The 18,220-nt window shown below is 43.2% G+C and carries 19 protein-coding genes and 1 pseudogene; 10 read left to right on the top strand and 10 right to left on the bottom strand.

Features of this window, described 5'->3' with window-relative positions:
• Window positions 1–40: 40 nt before the first annotated feature.
• The 10 genes from HBL79_RS02525 to HBL79_RS02480 form a co-directional block, all read right to left on the bottom strand.
• Window positions 41–328, bottom strand: coding sequence for a YciI family protein (locus HBL79_RS02525; protein ID WP_035685945.1), 288 nt, complete (start codon window positions 326–328; stop codon window positions 41–43).
• An 11-nt stretch (window positions 329–339) separates the two neighbouring features.
• Window positions 340–873: an NAD(P)H-dependent oxidoreductase gene (locus HBL79_RS02520; protein WP_035685948.1), complete on the bottom strand. Its 534-nt coding sequence runs from the start codon at window positions 871–873 to the stop codon at window positions 340–342.
• 482 nt (window positions 874–1,355) lie between these two features.
• Entirely contained in the window at window positions 1,356–1,904 is a 549-nt protein-coding gene (gene pgsA / locus HBL79_RS02515; protein ID WP_035685951.1) for a CDP-diacylglycerol--glycerol-3-phosphate 3-phosphatidyltransferase, read from the bottom strand.
• A 117-nt stretch (window positions 1,905–2,021) separates the two neighbouring features.
• The gene (locus HBL79_RS02510; RefSeq protein ID WP_035685954.1) at window positions 2,022–4,886 is read right to left on the bottom strand and encodes a valine--tRNA ligase; all 2,865 of its coding nucleotides are present in this window, start codon (window positions 4,884–4,886) and stop codon (window positions 2,022–2,024) included.
• Window positions 4,887–4,900: 14 nt separating this feature from the next.
• A complete protein-coding gene (locus HBL79_RS02505; protein ID WP_017807249.1) occupies window positions 4,901–5,650 on the bottom strand; it encodes a PDDEXK family nuclease in 750 nt (249 codons plus the stop codon).
• 1 nt (window position 5,651) lies between these two features.
• A complete protein-coding gene (dcm, locus tag HBL79_RS02500; RefSeq protein ID WP_035685957.1) occupies window positions 5,652–6,614 on the bottom strand; it encodes a DNA (cytosine-5-)-methyltransferase in 963 nt (320 codons plus the stop codon).
• 6 nt (window positions 6,615–6,620) lie between these two features.
• Window positions 6,621–7,100, bottom strand: a complete 480-nt coding sequence (locus HBL79_RS02495; RefSeq protein WP_035685960.1) for a zeta toxin family protein — start codon at window positions 7,098–7,100, stop codon at window positions 6,621–6,623.
• Entirely contained in the window at window positions 7,090–7,266 is a 177-nt protein-coding gene (locus HBL79_RS02490; RefSeq protein WP_156127773.1) for a hypothetical protein, read from the bottom strand. The genes HBL79_RS02495 and HBL79_RS02490 overlap by 11 nt, the downstream gene beginning before the upstream one ends.
• A gap of 17 nt (window positions 7,267–7,283) precedes the next feature.
• Complete coding sequence (locus HBL79_RS02485) at window positions 7,284–7,718, bottom strand: GNAT family N-acetyltransferase (RefSeq protein ID WP_035685964.1); 435 nt, start codon at window positions 7,716–7,718, stop codon at window positions 7,284–7,286.
• Complete coding sequence (locus HBL79_RS02480) at window positions 7,718–8,161, bottom strand: DNA polymerase III subunit chi (RefSeq protein ID WP_035685967.1); 444 nt, start codon at window positions 8,159–8,161, stop codon at window positions 7,718–7,720. The genes HBL79_RS02485 and HBL79_RS02480 overlap by 1 nt, the downstream gene beginning before the upstream one ends.
• 242 nt (window positions 8,162–8,403) lie before the next feature.
• On the opposite strand from HBL79_RS02480, the gene fumC reads away from it, so the two are divergent.
• From fumC to HBL79_RS02430, 10 genes and pseudogenes are all read left to right on the top strand, one after another.
• A complete protein-coding gene (gene fumC, locus HBL79_RS02475; protein WP_046097426.1) occupies window positions 8,404–9,798 on the top strand; it encodes a class II fumarate hydratase in 1,395 nt (464 codons plus the stop codon).
• Between the two features lie 201 nt (window positions 9,799–9,999).
• A complete protein-coding gene (trpE, locus tag HBL79_RS02470) occupies window positions 10,000–11,544 on the top strand; it encodes an anthranilate synthase component I (RefSeq protein ID WP_035685972.1) in 1,545 nt (514 codons plus the stop codon).
• A 9-nt stretch (window positions 11,545–11,553) separates the two neighbouring features.
• Window positions 11,554–12,135 (top strand): aminodeoxychorismate/anthranilate synthase component II, encoded by a 582-nt coding sequence (locus HBL79_RS02465; RefSeq protein WP_035685976.1) that lies wholly within the window; start codon window positions 11,554–11,556, stop codon window positions 12,133–12,135.
• A 10-nt stretch (window positions 12,136–12,145) separates the two neighbouring features.
• Window positions 12,146–12,532 carry a tautomerase family protein gene (locus HBL79_RS02460; RefSeq protein WP_035685979.1) on the top strand — a complete coding sequence of 129 codons (387 nt, stop codon included), beginning with the start codon at window positions 12,146–12,148 and terminating at the stop codon, window positions 12,530–12,532.
• A gap of 54 nt (window positions 12,533–12,586) precedes the next feature.
• Entirely contained in the window at window positions 12,587–13,591 is a 1,005-nt protein-coding gene (gene trpD / locus HBL79_RS02455; protein WP_035685982.1) for an anthranilate phosphoribosyltransferase, read from the top strand.
• A 15-nt stretch (window positions 13,592–13,606) separates the two neighbouring features.
• Window positions 13,607–15,016, top strand: coding sequence for a bifunctional indole-3-glycerol-phosphate synthase TrpC/phosphoribosylanthranilate isomerase TrpF (trpCF, locus tag HBL79_RS02450; protein ID WP_035685984.1), 1,410 nt, complete (start codon window positions 13,607–13,609; stop codon window positions 15,014–15,016).
• A gap of 9 nt (window positions 15,017–15,025) precedes the next feature.
• Window positions 15,026–16,222: a tryptophan synthase subunit beta gene (gene trpB / locus HBL79_RS02445; RefSeq protein WP_035685987.1), complete on the top strand. Its 1,197-nt coding sequence runs from the start codon at window positions 15,026–15,028 to the stop codon at window positions 16,220–16,222.
• Window positions 16,222–17,028, top strand: a complete 807-nt coding sequence (gene trpA / locus HBL79_RS02440) for a tryptophan synthase subunit alpha (protein ID WP_035685989.1) — start codon at window positions 16,222–16,224, stop codon at window positions 17,026–17,028. The genes trpB and trpA overlap by 1 nt, the downstream gene beginning before the upstream one ends.
• Before the next feature lie 23 nt (window positions 17,029–17,051).
• A pseudogene (locus tag HBL79_RS02435) lies at window positions 17,052–17,183 on the top strand (YegP family protein); the annotation flags it as partial.
• Between the two features lie 180 nt (window positions 17,184–17,363).
• The gene (locus HBL79_RS02430; protein WP_035685991.1) at window positions 17,364–18,203 is read left to right on the top strand and encodes a DUF5718 family protein; all 840 of its coding nucleotides are present in this window, start codon (window positions 17,364–17,366) and stop codon (window positions 18,201–18,203) included.
• Window positions 18,204–18,220 lie beyond the last annotated feature (17 nt).

Here is an 18,220-nt window from a genome sequence, read left to right as displayed (position 1 = left end):
CTCAACAATAGCAACGCTTTAGCCTACTTTGCCAGAGTAACTAAGCAATTTGTTCCTGTAAGCCTTCGGCGTTGATCCATCTTGGGCTAAAGGCGGTAACTTGATAATCCGCTAAACCGTTATGGTAAAACACATCTTCTGACAAGATCGCTTGCAAGGTCTCTTCGCTGTCGGCTTGGGAGAGGATTAAGCCGCCTTGGTGGTTGTCATATGGACCAAACAGCAAGAAGTTGCCTGCCTCGGCGTATTGTTTCAGCCACGCACGGTGCCCGTCTAATAAGGCGTTCACCGCGTTGCTGGGTGCTAATGAAATTTGTACTAAAAACATACCGCACTTCCTTATTTTTGCAACTGTGCCGCTAAACGCTCGGCGTATGCCACCGCTTTGGCTTGCACCTCTGCGATTTGCTCGGGCGTGCTGACGTTGGGAATGGTCATCATTCCGTTGGAATACACAGGCGGCTGCCATTTCATTCCGCACAAAAAGGCAAGCCGTTGAAACGCTGGCAAAAATTGCTCCACCGTATGGTGCATTGCACCCTCTGGCTGATATTGCTCCGCCACCGCGCCCGTGGTGAACGACATCACCAGCTTTTTGCCTTTGAGCTTATCGCCCGTTGAACCGTGCGCGAAGCCATACACAAACACCTCGTCCACCCATTTTTTCAGCAACGCAGGGTAGCTGTACCAATAAAACGGGAATTGTAACACGATGGTATCCGCTTGCATTAAACGGTTTTGCTCCGCTGCCACATCAATACGAAAATCAGGATATTGCGTATCCAAATGCACCAATTCTGCCGTTGGCAAAAGGGTTTGATTCGCCACCGATTGGGTTAAATTGGGGTGGCTGGAGATGATGAGAATAGACATTGTTTTTTCCTTATGTATTGTCGTTTGATTTCAAAATAATACGGCGTTATTTCGCCTTGTCGTACTATCTGTACTGTCTTCGGCTCATTGCCTTGTCTTATTTTGAACTGAAACGACAATAAATGAATAAGTTGCACAGTATAGACAAAGTGAATTGTATTGACTAGATTAAGAATAGCTAAAACAGAATTAGGAGAAATCGAAGAATGAGCGGCTTATTTTAAATAATGCCATCTGAAAAAATGCGGAGATAGCAAGTTTTGGCATTGTAAAGCCGAAATGTTTTCCTTGAAGTTTGCCTATGCAGCGGAACTGGATGTAGCACTACACGAGGCTATTCGCTATTACAACGAACAGTAGATTAATCCTAAGTTAAAACACTTAAGCCTATAAATACAGAATTCAATATTTAACTTCCTAGGCGTCTAGAATTTGGCATATTATTCACTCAGTATCCAAGTGAGGAGCAATTTGGAAAAATTTTATTCTTCTAATAAATTATCTTTTGCGGCTTTGAGATATTGTAGCATTGACCAAACGGTCAAAATGGCAGCGATATATAAGAACACGATGCCCGCAATTTCCATTAACGCGTTATAACGCCATAATAGACCGCCTAATGCGAGCATTTGTGAAGCGGTTTTCACTTTTCCGAGCCAAGACACCGCCACTTTGTTGCGGCTGCCGATTTCAGCCATCCATTCACGCAGGGCAGACACGATAATTTCCCTTGAGATCATTACGATTGCGGGTAAGGTGACCCAAAAGCTATGCTGATACTCCACCACCAAAACTAGGGCGGCAACCACCATTACTTTATCCGCCACAGGATCTAAAAACGCCCCAAATGGCGTGCTTTGATTCCATTTCCGTGCTAGATAGCCATCAAACCAGTCTGTAACAGCTGCGACAAAAAAGATCGCAGTGGTTAAAAATGGCGCCCAAGAAAAAGGGAGATAAAACGTCAAGACAAAAAATGGGATTAAAATCACACGGAATAGGGTCAGAATTGTAGGGAAATTTAATTTCATAGGATGTAACAATCACAGAAAATAGGTACTCGTTGAGTATTTTAAAGCATATTTTTCTAATTAGAAAACACTATTTAAAAAAATATCCCTCGTTAAAAGAGGGATATTTCACAAGATTTACAGTGCTTCAATCGCTTGGTATTGAGTTTGAACTTTTGTAATGGCTTCTTGGTAGCCTTGCATTTTTTCTCGCTCTTTGGCAATCACCTGCTCTGGCGCTTTTGCCACGAAAGCTTCATTGCTCAACTTGTTTTCAATGCGAGCAATTTCGCCATTGAGTTTTTCTAACTCTTTGGTTAAGCGTGCTAACTCGGTGGCTTTGTCGATGAAACCTACCATTGGAATCAGCAACTCTGTTCCTCCCACTAATTTCGTTACCGAGAACGGGGCTTCGCTCCCCGCTTCTAGCACTTCAACTCGCTCGAGCTTCGCCATTGCCTGCAATAAAGTGCGGTTATTTTCTAGCACCGTTTTTTCGGCACTTGTCAGATTACGCAGCAATAACTCAAGTTCTTTGCTCGGTGCGATATTACATTCCGCACGGATATTACGCACTGCGATGATAATCTCTTTCAGCCAGTTGATTTGCTGTTCGGCTTGCTCATCAATTTGACTCGGCTCACATTGAGGATAAGGCTGAAGCATAATGGTGTCGCCACTCACGCCCGCAAAGCCTTTCACTTTTTGCCAGATTTCTTCCGTGATGAATGGAATAATCGGGTGAGCTAAACGCAACAATTTTTCCAACACATTCACTAGCGTACGGCTCGCCCCACGTTTTTGAGCTTCTGAGCCTTGAGCAAACACAGGCTTGGTGAGTTCCAAATACCAGTCGCAGAACTGATCCCAAGTAAATTCATAAATCACGTTGGCGGCTAAATCAAAACGATATTGCCCGAATGCAGTGCGAACAGCTTGGGTTGTACGGTTAAACGCTGATTGAATCCAACGATCCGCTAGGCTATATTCCACCTTGCCCTCAGATAAATCTAGCTTTTCATTGGTTAGAACGAAACGGCTCGCATTCCACAATTTATTACAGAAATTGCGGTAACCCTCCAAACGTTTCATATCCCAGTTAATGTCACGTCCATTGCTGGCAAGGGCGGCGAGGGTGAAACGCAAGGCATCAGTACCGTGAGCGGCAATGCCGTCGGCAAACTCTTTGCGGGTGGCTTTAGCGATTTTTTCCGCTAATTGCGGCTGCATCATATTGCCGGTGCGTTTTTCTAACAGATCTTCAAGGCTGATGCCGTCGATCATATCGATCGGATCAAGCACGTTGCCTTTTGATTTTGACATCTTCTGTCCGTTTTCATCGCGGATTAAACCTGTTACATACACGGTTTTAAACGGCACTTGCGGTTTGCCATTTTCATCTTTGATGAAGTGCATTGTGAACATAATCATTCGTGCCACCCAGAAGAAAATGATGTCAAATCCTGTGATTAACACATCTGTAGGGTGGAACATTTTCAGCTCTTTTGTTTGCTGTGGCCAGCCAAGGGTAGAGAATGTCCATAACGCCGATGAGAACCAAGTGTCTAGCACGTCTTCATCTTGTTTCAGTTTTACATCAGAATTTAAGTGATATTTTGACCGCACTTCAGCTTCACTGCGTGCCACATAAATGTTGCCCTCTGCGTCATACCAAGCAGGAATGCGATGTCCCCACCAAAGTTGGCGAGAAATACACCAGTCTTGAATATCACGCATCCACGAGAAATAGAGGTTTTCATATTGTTTCGGCACGAATTGGATCTCGCCCTCTTCCACCGCTTTGGTTGCCACTTCTGCCAACGGTTTTACGCTCACATACCATTGATCGGTCAGCATTGGCTCAATCGGCACGCCACCCCGATCGCCGTAAGGCACTTTCAAATCGTGCGGTTTAATTTCTTCCAACAAGCCTAAGGCATCAAAATCCGCCACGATTTGCTTACGTGCTGCAAAACGCTCCATTCCACGATATTTTTCGGGAATTTCAGCCACATAATCCACTAAAGGTTTGTTGTCCACACCGATGATTTCAGGCTCATCACGAATATCCGCATTTAATGTCATCACATTTACCATTGGTAATTGATGACGTCTGCCCACTTCGTAGTCGTTAAAATCGTGTGCAGGTGTGATTTTCACCACGCCTGTACCAAATTCACGATCCACATAATCATCAGCGATAATCGGAATTTCACGGTTTGCTAACGGTAAAATCACGGTTTTGCCGATAAGAGATTGATAGCGTTCATCTTCTGGGTGAACTGCCACCGCGGTATCGCCCAGCATTGTTTCAGGACGAGTAGTAGCAACCACTAAATAATCTTTGCCATCTGCCGTTTTTTCGCCATTGGCTAGCGGATAGCGGAAATGCCAGAGCGAGCCTTTGCTCTCTTTATTTTCTACTTCTAGATCAGAAATGGCGGTGTGCAATTTAGGATCCCAGTTTACAAGACGCTTCCCGCGATAAATCAAGCCTTGTTCGTGCAGGCGCACAAACACCTCTTTCACCGCATCAGAAAGACCATCGTCCATTGTGAAACGCTCACGTTCCCAATCAATGGAGTTACCCAAACGTCGCATTTGCTGGCTGATCGTGCCACCTGAATACGCTTTCCAATCCCAGATTTTTTCAATAAAGGCTTCACGGCCGTAATCGTGGCGAGTTTTTCCCTCTTCCGCTGCAATTTTACGCTCCACCACCATTTGCGTGGCGATCCCCGCGTGGTCTGTCCCCGCTTGCCAAAGGGTGTTATCCCCCTCCATACGGTGGAAACGGATCAGGGTATCCATTAAGGTTTGTTGGAAAGCGTGCCCCATATGCAACGATCCTGTTACATTCGGCGGTGGAATCGCAATGCAATAACTCGGCGCATTCGGGTTTTCATTCGGCTTAAAATAGCCCGCTTCTTCCCAGTGTTTATAAAGTGCTTGTTCTACGGCAGAGGGATCAAAACGATCTGCCATTTGGAATTTTTGTGTCATTGTTACTCTCTATTCTAATAATTTATGTCAAATAATTCTGTAGGATCTATTTTGAATTGCAACATATTTGCCGTAGGTCTGCCATTATCGCCACCTTTACGTTGAATAGTTACCCTACCTAATTTTATTGAGCCTCTTGGCGAGATCTCAACATTTCCCTCGCTATAGTGTTGCAAAACATCATTAATATTTTTAAGCACCCAACGTGCATTATCCTGTATCTTTTGGGCAACAAGTACCCATTCGGCTGCAAACTCTCCTCGACCTCGAATAATATCAATAAGAACGAGCATTTTATTTTTCTTGAACCAATCTAAAATAAGGCTCTGTTCTTGTTGCGTAAATTCCGTCATAAACATTCGTTTTTTACTTTTTGTATCCGTCCTATAAGGTTTTCGTTCACCGGTAAAAAATTGCAATAAGGTTAAAATCTCTTCATTGAAATGCCACATTTCCTGATAATTTCTTACCCAACGTTTATCTATTTGATTAAAGCCACGTCTATTACTAACCAACTTCACTTGAATATTACGAATATCCACCGCACTTTGAGAAAAAATAAAAACTTGAACATTAACATCTGTTTTATAGCCACTTAATACAACTGCCTTGACCTTCTCTATTTTTGAGATATCAAAGCCCATAATTTGTAGCCATTTCTGGGCTTCACAACTGTTTTTCCAATTATTAAAACGATTGGCAACATCTTGTTCATTTTTAAAGCCATTTCGAGCGGTCTGAGAACCCAATTGAACCAAATCCATTTTATTTTCCTATACTTCGTAATAAATTCTCAGCCAACTTATGAATAACTGTTACCGTCATCGCATTCCCAGCTTGGGAAAGCACTTTGCTGTCGGGTAATTGATATTCAATCACTTTCTGTGCTGTTTCAATGGGAAAACCTTGTAAAAGTAATGCCTCATATCCGCTTAGTTTGCGTAGTTTTCCATTTTTTGTATATAAAATCCCGTGCCGTCCGGTACGCAAAGTGGGCGTTTTCCCTTGATACAATCGAAAATCAGATTGCCGCCAATCAATAACGTTGTAGTCCTGCTTCAAAATAGTATTAAGATCGATTTTCCCTTGATTATATTTATTAGTTAAATATTTTTTAAAAGTAAGATTATCCTTATCAAAAAAATAATTTCTTTCATCACTTAAATAATGTTCAATCGCCTTACATTCTACTTTTTCGGGAAATTTATAAGGTTGATGCTTAATATCTTTTCTAATACCAATAAAATAGATCCGCTCTCGCATTTGAGGTACACCATAAAATTGGCTATCTAGAACTTGATAATAAACATCATATCCTGTTTGTTCCAATAAAAATAAAATAGACTTCAGCGTTTTTCCTTTATTATGATTAACTAACCCTTTCACATTTTCTAAGATAAAATAAGGGATATTTTTCCAAGTTAATATATCAATCAAATGATAAATAATTTGCCCTCTTTCATCTTCAAACCCTTCTCGTTTCCCAACGATAGAGAATGCCTGACAAGGGAATCCCGCAAGCATAAGATCAAAATCAGGTAAAGTATCTATCTGAATTTTGGTTAAATCACCTAAATTATTTTTATCATTAAAAAAGAGTTGATAAGTTTTATCAGCAGCAGGATCAATCTCACTATGAGCAATACACTGCATACCATTTAATTCTAAGCCCAGTCGCCCGCCACCAATACCAGAGCAAAAATCGATAAATTTTAAGTTATTTCCCATACTCAATTACTTCTTCGTGCCACTGGATAATTCTCTTAATAAATCCTCACACCAATCAGGTAATAATTGTTCAAATTGTGTAATCATTTTTGATTTAAAAAGATGAAAAATAAGTATTGGCATTTCTGCTGAATTATCATAAATAAATATTTCATCACACAGTGGCAAAGCTAAAATTAAATTCTGCCTACTGATTTCATAGCGTTTACGAATTGTGGCTTCATCAATAAAATGGCCGCCTTTTCGCACTCTTGCAAGAGTCGATTCCATTGAAAATGAAACCTGATTTTTTAAGGCATACTTAAATAATTCAACGGCTTTTCTTCCTGCTTCAATATCTGCCAATCGTGGATTTTGTGGATTAATTTCCATCGCAATATGATCGGAATCAATCACCACTTGTACCCGATCTTGATTAAAAGAACGCAACGTACTTTTACCCGCCCCATTCGTACCGCAATAAAAAATGGCTAAATTATTTCGCATATTCAATTACTTCTTCGTGTCCATCAGGATAATGGCGCACAATATTTCCATTGGGACGCTGGAAGGTGAGAATTTCACGTTTTTTCTTATCTTCCATCCAAGGCTTAAAGCGAATGGCTAATTGCCATTGCTGTTCAATGATTTCTTCTTTTGTCATTGGTTTCATTATTTCTTCCTCCAACCTTAGCTCACTAATTTCATATCCAAATGCGGTATGCCATCTTCTAAATATTCCGTTGAAATGGCTTGGAAGCCGAAAGATTGATAAAAATTCCGCAAATAGGTTTGAGCTTGGATTAGCACGGGTTGAGTTGTCCAATGTTGTTGGCAATAAGCTAATGCTTGTTGCACCAATGCTTTAGCTAAGCCTTTGCCTCGTGCGTGCTGTGCGACTAACACTCTGCCAATATGCACACCGTCATCTTGTAGGATAATTCGGCAGTAGGCACAGATTTTTCCATCAAATTCTTGCCAAAAATGCACCGCACTTTTATCCCAGTGATCTACTTCTTGATAGACACATTGCTGTTCCACTACAAACACGGCGGTGCGTAATTGATAAATCGCAAACAATTCTTCTGTGCTAAGTTGGGCGAAAGATTTTGCAATCCACGACATCAGGCTTGCTCCGTGCTAAGTTGCCAGCCTAATTGGCGGTATTGTTTATAACGTTCACGGGCAATGGCTTTTTGTGCTTCATCGCTAGGAACAAAATCGATCACTTGGGTAAAACTTGCCACGAAATCAGGCACTTGAGCTTGTAAATTAATTAACAGATCACGGCGTTGTGCGTTACGTTTTCCCGCCCAGCTAATTTCAATGGGCGTGGCATATTGGGTGATTTCGCCCGATAAATTATGCGGCACAAACTCTTCTGGCTCTCTTGCCCATAGGGCTTCATCAAGGCGAAAAGCCTGTTCTTCACTTTCGCAGCTAATCAGCACTTTTTTGCCTAATCGCCAAGCTTGCGCAGCCAAATCACAAGCCAAGGTTTCCATTGCGGACAATGGCACTTTGGGTTGTGTTTTTTGTAGAATGTAAAACTGTGCTTGCTTTGCCATAAAACTGCGTCTTTTGCCTGTATGAAATCAAATTCTTAAACGTATAATTTTAACGAAAAATCCGCGAAATAGAAAACATTAATTTTTGCGCTATCAAAAAATTCAAAAAAATCTTACCGCTCTTTATGATCTATATCACAAAACAAAAAATTCGCCCTGCCCTTTACGTTCCATTCCTACTCCCAAAGTGTTAAACTCAAGGCGTTTTCTTATTATTAATTCAATCATTTGAGGTAACTAGAATGGAATTTCGTATTGAAAAAGACACTATGGGCGAAGTGAAAGTACCAGCTGATAAATACTGGGCGGCACAAACAGAACGTTCGCGCAACAATTTCAAAATTGGTCCTGCGGCTTCAATGCCCCACGAAATTATCGAGGCGTTTGGTTATTTGAAAAAAGCCGCTGCGTACGCAAACAATGAGCTAGGCGTATTGCCAGTGGAAAAACGCGATTTAATCGCGCAAGCCTGCGATGAAATTTTAGCCCATAAACTTGATGATCAATTCCCATTGGTGATTTGGCAAACGGGTTCAGGCACGCAATCTAATATGAATTTAAATGAAGTGATTGCTAACCGAGCACACGTTCTAAACGGCGGAAAATTAGGGGAAAAATCTATTATTCACCCGAATGATGATGTGAATAAATCTCAATCATCTAACGACACCTACCCAACCGCAATGCACATTGCCGCCTATAAAAAAGTGGTTGAAGTAACCATTCCTTGCATTGAACGTTTACAAAAAACCTTCGCTGCCAAAGCGGAAGCTTTCAAAGATGTGGTGAAAATCGGGCGTACTCACTTAATGGACGCCACGCCACTCACTCTTGGACAAGAATTTTCCGCTTATGCCGCACAATTAGATTTTGGTTTGCGTGCATTGAAAAACACCTTACCACACCTTGCACAGCTTGCACTAGGTGGCACGGCAGTCGGCACGGGCTTGAATACGCCAAAAGGCTATGATGTAAAAGTGGCGGAATATATCGCAAAATTCACAGGTTTGCCATTCATTACCGCTGAAAATAAATTTGAAGCTTTGGCAACACACGATGCCATTGTGGAAACCCACGGTGCGTTAAAACAATTAGCGATGTCATTGTTCAAAATTGCCAACGATATTCGTTTATTAGCCTCAGGCCCGCGTTCAGGAATTGGTGAGATCTTAATCCCAGAAAACGAGCCGGGTTCATCAATTATGCCGGGTAAAGTGAACCCAACGCAGTGCGAAGCCCTCACAATGGTTTGTGCACAAGTGCTAGGCAACGACACCACCATTTCCTTTGCGGGCTCACAAGGGCACTTCCAACTTAACGTATTCAAACCTGTGATGGCGTACAACTTCTTGCAATCTGCCCAATTATTAGCGGACGCTTGTATATCATTCGATGAGCATTGTGCAAGTGGTATTGAACCAAATCACCCACGCATTAAGCAACAACTTGAAAATTCCTTAATGTTGGTAACGGCATTAAATACTCATATCGGTTATGAAAATGCGGCGAAAATCGCGAAAACTGCACATAAAAATGGCACAACATTAAGAGAAGAAGCCATTAATCTTGGTTTGGTTACCCCTGAGCAATTTGACGAATGGGTACGTCCTAAAGATATGGTGGGCAGTTTGAAATAAGGCTAATTTTAGCATTCAATCTAAATGTAAAATGTTGGTGAGGGATATTCTTTACCAACATTTTTTCTATTTTTATTAGCAAAATCAATTAAACAAGCCGTTCTGGCTAAATTTTCCTTTTTGATAAAAAACAATCCTTGACAAACCTCCCTTGTACTAGTTTAATAGTACACAATTATTTTATGCAACAAAGGAATTCTGATGACAACGCCTTTCCTCCACGTTTTTTTGCAAGAAGTGGGTTATCACAACGATCCCACTGCAGTATTTGCAACTTTGTGCCAAGATCAAAAAAACACATTGTTACTTGAATCCGCTGAAATCAGCAGTAAAAATAGCTTAAAAAGTCTATTATTAATCAATGCGGCGTTAAAAATCAGTTGCTTAGGACAATGTGTTACCTTTACGGCGTTAAATGAAAATGGTGTGGCGTTGCTCCCTCTCATTCAACAAAAATTGCAACCCATTACACAACGCATTTCATTACAACATAATCAGCTCATTACAGAATTTGCTCCACTTAGTCATAATCTTGATGAGGACAGCAAATTGCAAGCACCGACCATTTTTGACGGCTTGCGTTGCTTAACGGATCTTTATAAAACAAGGGATACGCCGATTTTTTTAGGCGGTTTGTTCGCCTATGATTTAGTGGCGAATTTTATTCCAATGGAAAACATTACACTGCAAGATGACGGTTTAACCTGCCCCGACTATGTTTTCTATCTCGCGGAACAGTTGCTCATTCTCGATCATCAGCAACAGCAAGCTCAGCTTCACAGCTTTTGTTTTAGCGAAAATGCACTCAGTGCAGTAAAACAAAGTGCGGTGCAAATTACGCAAAAATTACAAAAAATCGAACCGCACTTAACCATTCAGCCCGCTTCAACAGAAGTGAATGTCAATATTGAAGACACACCATTCAAAGCCATTATTAAACATTTAAAGCACCACATTAATATTGGCGATGTGTTTCAAATTGTGCCATCTCGCCGTTTTTCGATGGCTTGCCCAAACCCGCTGGCGACCTATCGTCACCTCAAGGTGAATAATCCAAGCCCTTATATGTTCTATATGCAAGATGAAGATTTCACCCTATTTGGAGCATCGCCAGAAAGTGCGTTGAAATATAGCCAAGATTCTCGCCAGTTGGAAATTTACCCGATTGCGGGTTCTCGCCCACGCGGTTTTGACGCTCAAGGCAATATTGATCCTGAATTGGACGCACGCTTAGAGCTAGAATTGCGTTTAGACAAAAAAGAGCTGGCGGAACATTTAATGCTGGTGGATTTAGCCCGTAATGACATCGCACGCGTGTGCCAAAGCGGTACGCGTCAAGTGAAAGATTTAATGCAAGTGGATCGCTATTCCCACATTATGCACTTGGTTTCTCGTGTGGTCGGAAAACTTCGCCCTGAACTTGATGCTCTACACGCCTACCAAGCCTGTATGAATATGGGGACGCTCACGGGCGCACCGAAAATCAAAGCGATGCAACTCATCTATCAAGTGGAGCAACAAAAACGCCACAGCTATGGCGGTGCAGTGGGCTATCTCTCATCAGACGGCAATTTTGACACCTGCATTGTGATCCGCTCGGCTTTCGTACAAAAAGACGTGGCTTATATCCAAGCGGGCTGTGGTGAAGTGCTAGATTCCGATCCGCAAATGGAAGCCGATGAAACCCGCCACAAAGCTCGTGCGGTGATCCACGCCATTATGCAAACCAACCAGCTTGCTCAATAAGGAAAGATTATGGCAAATATTGTATTTTTAGATAATTTCGATTCCTTCACTTATAACTTGGTGGATCAATTCCGCACGCTCGGACACCAAGTGCAAATTTACCGTAACGATTGCGACATTGAGCTAGTGGAAAAAATGGCATTGCAACCCAACAGCATTCTTGCTCTTTCTCCGGGGCCGGGTAATCCGCAAGAAGCGGGCATTTTGCTCCCGCTCATTCAACGCCTAAAAGGAAAAGTACCGATGATCGGCATCTGTTTAGGGCATCAAGCCCTGATCGAAGCCTTTGGCGGTGATGTGGTGCATTCTGGTGAAGTGCTACACGGCAAAGTTTCTAACATTCAACACGATGAACAAGCAATGTTTAACGGCTTGAGCAACCCAATGCCCGTGGCACGTTACCATTCCTTAATAGGGGAAAATTTGCCCGATGAATTTGTGGTGAACGCCGAATATAACGGCATTATTATGGCAATTCGCCACAAAACCCTGCCGATTTGTGGTTTTCAATTTCACCCAGAAAGCATTCTTACCGTGCAAGGGGGGAAATTGTTAGAAAACTCGGTAAATTGGTTGCTTCACCGCGATTAAGGATAAAGCGATGATTATTGTGTATGGATTAAAAGAACGCCTTACCGCACGCAAAGCGCAACTGGCAGAGATTATTTACCATTGCCTAAACTTAGAAATGGACATTCCTGCAGGCAAACATTTTATTTATTTCCAAGGCGCAGACGCGGACGATTTGTATCTCCCAAGCGGCCGCAGCCAAGATTTCACCGCCATTGAAATTAATTTAATGCAAGGGCGTACAGAATTTACCAAAAAACGTTTAATAAAAATGCTATTTTGCGAACTTGAAAATAAACTCAATCTCGCCCCGATTGACGTGGAAATCACCATCAAAGAGCAACCTGCCCACTGCTGGGGATTTCGCGGAATGACAGGTGATGAGGCCAAAGATCTCAGCTACAGCATTTATCGTTAAATTTAAGAAAAAAGCACCGCACTTATGCTTTAATAAAAAGAAAAGGAATACCCTATGCAAACAGAACAACTTCTTAACCAACTTTTTGAGAAACAACCTTTAACTCAAGCCCAAGCGGAAACCCTGTTCAATACGGTGTTGCAAGGGGAATTGAGCAATGAACAATTGGCCGCTGCCTTAATCGCATTAAAATTACGTGGCGAAACGGCGGAAGAAATCAGCGGTGCGGTTAATGCCGTACTCGCCAATGCCAATAGCTTCCCAACACCTGATTATGTCTTTGCGGATATTGTTGGCACAGGCGGTGATGGGGCAAACACCATTAATATTTCCACCGCCTCCGCCATTGTTGGCGCAGCTTGTGGTTTAAAAGTAGCGAAACACGGCAACCGTAGCGTATCAAGCAAAACAGGCACAAGCGATGTATTAAGTGCTTTAGGGGTAAATATCAATATCAGTGCCGAACAAGCACGCCAAGCCCTTGATGAAATTGGCATTTGCTTTTTATTTGCGCAGCAATATCACCCTGGCTTTAAGCACGCCGTGCCAGTTCGCCAAGCGCTAAAAACACGCACTATTTTCAATATTTTAGGGCCATTGTGTAACCCAGCTCGCCCGAAACACCAATTATTAGGCGTGTATTCCCCCGATCTCATTGCTCCTTATGCTGAAACCGCCATGCGTTTAGGGCATAAACACAGCATTGTGGTACACGGTGCTGGCTTAGATGAAGTGGCGATTCACGGCAAAACAGAAGTAGCGGAAATTCGTGATAGTAAAATTGAACGTTACAGCCTAAGCCCTTATGATTTCGGCTTTGAGCCGCAACCATTAGAAAGCCTGCGTGGCGGCGAACCTGAAGAAAATGCAAAAATTTTGACCGCACTTTTACAAGGCAACGGCAAGCCAGAACACGCCCAAGCCGTAGCAATGAACACCGCGCTATTAATGAAATTATTCGGCTATGAAGATCTCAAACATAACGCCGAAAAAGTGCTTGATGTGCTTGCCACGGGCAAAGCCTTTGAAACCTTAGTCGCATTGCGTGTGGTAGAATAAAAAAGAGAAAACACAATGAATATCAACAACCAAACTCCAACGATTTTACAGAAAATCGTGCAAGATAAAATGCAATGGGTGGCGGAGAAATCCCAAGCCTTCCCATTGCAGGATTTTGAAAAAAACATTGAAAAATCCGACCGCTCTTTTTATCAGGCATTGGCACAAGGCACACACCAACGCCCCGCTTATATTTTGGAATGTAAAAAAGCTTCGCCCTCTAAAGGTTTGATTCGTGCGGATTTTAACCTTGATGAAATCGCCCAAGTGTATAAAGATTATGCGGCAGCCATTTCCGTGCTGACGGACGAAAAATATTTCCAAGGGGATTTTACTTACATTCAACAAGTGCGTAATCAGGTGAGCCAGCCCGTGCTGTGCAAAGATTTTATGATAAGCCCTTATCAGGTGTATCTGGCGCGTTATCACCAAGCGGATGCTATTTTGCTAATGCTTTCCGTGTTGGACGATGACACCTATGTGCAACTGGCAGATTTAGCCCACGAATTAGGAATGGGCGTGCTAACGGAAACCTCCAATCAGCAAGAATTAGAACGTGCCATTGCTTTGGGGGCGAAAGTGATTGGCATCAATAACCGTGATTTACACGATCTTTCTGTGGATCTTGGGCGCACGCCACCGCTTGCGAGTCAAATTCCTGCCGATCGCATTGTGATTAGTGAATCGGGCATTTATTCTCATCAACAAGTTCAGCAATTAAAACCTTATGTAAGCGGCTTTTTAATCGGCAGCAGCCTGATGGGCAGCGATGATTTGAATAATGCGGTAAGAGCGGTGATTTTTGGCGAAAATAAAGTGTGCGGTTTAACTCGTCCGCAAGATGTGCAAGCGGTGTACAACCAAGGCGCGTTATATGGCGGATTGATTTTTGCTGAAAGCTCAAAACGCAAACTTTCGTTACGCCAAGCACAGGAACTTGTGACGCAAGCACCGTTGCGTTTTGTGGGTGTGTTTCAAAATCAAGAAATTGATTTTATTGTAAAAATTGCCACTCAACTTAACCTTTTTGCGGTGCAGTTACACGGTAGTGAAAATGCGGAATTTATCGCACAACTTCGCTCACAGCTACCTGCCCAATGTCAAATTTGGCAAGCTGTTTCTGTTCCCTTAGAAAAACAAAGTGCGGTGCAAATTGAGCCAATTTCTCAGGTTGATCGCTATGTGTTAGATAGCCAGCTCGCCCAGCAACAAGGCGGCACAGGGCAAGCCTTTGACTGGTCACTCATTCCTGCGGAAATCAAAAACAACGCAATGCTCGCGGGCGGTATAAACTCAGAAAACATTGATCTTGCCCTCGCTCAACATTGTTTGGGCTTGGATATTAACTCTGGGGCGGAAAGCAGTGCAGGCGTGAAAGATGAAAGCAAGCTCACCCAATTATTTACCCAAATTTTAGATTATTAAGGAAAGATGATGTCAGAAACCCAACTCAACCCTTATTTTAGTGAATTTGGCGGAATGTATGTACCAGAAATCCTCGTGCCAGTGCTAAAACAACTGGAGCAGGCTTTTGTGGACGCACAATCCGATCCCGAATTTCAAGCCGAATTTCAAGATTTACTCAAAAACTACGCGGGTCGCCCAACGGCATTGACCCTGTGCCGTAATCTCACCAAAGGTACAAAAACCAAACTTTACCTAAAACGGGAAGATTTATTGCACGGCGGTGCACACAAAACCAACCAAGTGTTAGGGCAAATTTTGCTCGCTAAACGAATGGGTAAAACCCGTATTATTGCCGAAACGGGGGCGGGTCAGCACGGGGTTGCCACCGCACTTGCTTGTGCAATGTTGGATATGCCTTGTCGGATTTATATGGGGGCGAAAGATGTGGAACGCCAATCGCCAAACGTGTTCCGTATGCGTCTAATGGGGGCGGAAGTCGTGTCGGTGGAGAAAGGATCTTGCTCGCTGAAAGACGCTTGTTGCGAGGCGATGCGGGATTGGTCAGCCAATTACGACACCACGCATTATTTACTTGGCACGGCGGCAGGGCCTCACCCTTTCCCAACTATCGTGCGTGAGTTCCAAAAGATGATCGGGGAAGAAACCAAACGTCAAATTTTGGAAAAAGAGGGGCGTTTGCCTGATGTGATTATCGCGGCGGTGGGCGGTGGCTCAAATGCTATCGGAATGTTTGCGGATTTTATTGATGAGGCGAATGTACGTTTAATCGGCATTGAGCCAGCGGGCAAAGGCATTGCCACAGGGCAGCACGGTGCGCCACTTCGCCACGGCAAAGTGGGTATTTATTTCGGAATGAAATCGCCGATTATGCAAACGGAAGACGGACAAATTGAAGAGTCTTACAGCATTTCCGCGGGCTTAGATTTTCCTTCTGTAGGGCCACAACACGCCCATTTGCACGCTATCGGACGTGCGGAATATGAAAGCATTACAGACGATGAAGCCCTTGACGCATTCCAAGCACTGGCAAAACACGAGGGCATTATCCCCGCGTTGGAAAGCTCGCACGCCTTAGCCTATGCGTTGAAATTAATCCAACAAAATCTAGAAAAAGAGCAACTCATTGTCGTGAATTTATCGGGACGCGGTGATAAAGATATTTTCACTGTGGACAAAATCTTGACTGAAAAGGGGAAAATCTAATGAGCCGTTTTGAAACCTTATTCACCCAACTGAATGCCAAAAACGAAGGTGCATTTGTGCCGTTCGTCACCCTATGCGATCCTGATTTAAACCGTTCTTTCGAGATTATTTGTACCCTTGTGGATAACGGTGCGGACGCGTTAGAACTCGGCTTTCCTTTTTCTGATCCCTTATTAGACGGGCCTGTGATCCAAGCAGCAAATAACCGTGCACTAAACGCGGGTTATAGCACGGCGGAAAGTTTTGCCTTGCTAGCTAAAGCGCGGTCGAAATATCCCGAAATTCCAATCAGCTTATTACTTTGTGCTAATTTGATTTATGCACAAGGGTTAGACTCGTTCTATCAACGCTGTGCGGAAGTGGGCGTGGATGCGGTATTAGTGGCAGATATTCCCCTACTCGCCGCCGAGCCTTATATTCGTGCGGCAAAAAAACACGGCGTACAACCCGTTTTCATTTGCCCACCGAATGCCGATGATGCCACCATTCAAGGCGTTGCCCAACACAGCGAAGGCTACACTTATTTAGTGTCCCGCGCAGGCGTAACCAGTGCTGAAAACCAAAGCCACGCAGCGAATTTAGATACGCTAGTAGAACAACTTAAAGCCCACCAAGCGCCGCCAATCCTGCAAGGCTTCGGCATCGCCCAACCGCAACAAGTGAAAGAGGCATTACAGCTTGGTGCAGCGGGTGCGATTTCAGGCTCTGCCACCGTTAAAATCATTGAGCGAAATTTGCATAATCACCCACAATGTTTGGCAGAACTGGCTGAGTTTGTGCAAAAAATGAAAGGGGCAACACAATAAAGGCAATGTTATTTCGCTATAATAATGATAAGCCTTACTTTGTATTAAAAATTGGGCGTAGCCAATATTATTCTTCGCAAGAAAGTGCTAAAAACGGCATTAAATCGGTGATGAATAACGCGGCTACTACACAAATCAAAGACATCACGGCTTAATTGATAAAAAAGCGAGGGTTTCTCGCTTTTTCTCTAAAAATATATCCATATCTTATATAAAAACTTCAACCATTATCACCATCTTATGGGAACATTGTTTTGCTCCCCCCTTGCAAAGTGCGGTAAAAAATTGCATAGTTTTTTACGATAAACCACGATGAATCCACAAAGGGGGAAACAATGGAAAAGACAATATTTATCGGGCTTGGGGTGGCTGGCAATTTTGCGGGGCATTTGGAGCAAGCGGGGGAAGCGAAAGATTTTGAGCAGGTGGAAACGCAGGAACGCCATCAGCCGAAAGCGATTTTTCCGTTTTATGTGCCAGCGGCGGCGGAAGATTTGGGGGATTATGCCTTTTTGGCAGTAAATCCTTTAAGTGCGGATCGCATTGTGTTCCCGCGTGAGGGGGCGGATAATTTGCAAATTGAGCCTGAAATCGCCTTGCTTTGTGAGGTGCAATATTCTGGCGAAAAAGTTACCGCACTTTTACCACAGGCTTTCGCCGCCTATAACGACTGCTCTATCCGCCGTCCGAATGCGAATAAAATTTGCGAGAAGAAAAATTGGGGTGCGGCAACCAAAGGGCTGGCGGCAAAAACCATTCCGCTCACCCGTTTTGATTTAGGCAGTGAAATAGATGATTATCGCATCGCTTGCTTCCATAAGCGTAATGACGTGCTGAATGCCTATGGCGTGGATAGCCCTGCCTTGGGATACAGCTACTTTCATCAAAAATTACTGGATTGGATTGTGGGGCAAATGAATCATCAGCCTGATTTTGGCCCGATGAATAATATTGCTGAATTATTGCAAAAAGCCCATTACCCAACTCAAGCCATTATCAGCATTGGGGCGACCCGTTACACGGAATTTGGCACGAGCCATTTTCTACAGCCCGATGATGTGAGCATTGTGGCAGTGTATAACGGCAAAAAATACACGCCCCAACAGATTGAGCAAATGGCGATGGAAGAACAGTTTGCAGAGGACATTTCCGCCCTTGTACAAAAAGTGGTTTAAATGAGAAAGGGGAAATT

The organism is Avibacterium paragallinarum, assembly GCF_011765605.1.
Lineage (GTDB): Bacteria > Pseudomonadota > Gammaproteobacteria > Enterobacterales > Pasteurellaceae > Avibacterium > Avibacterium paragallinarum.
The sequence above is the reverse complement of the archived record's forward strand: the minus strand, read 5'-3'. Positions and strand labels throughout refer to the sequence as shown.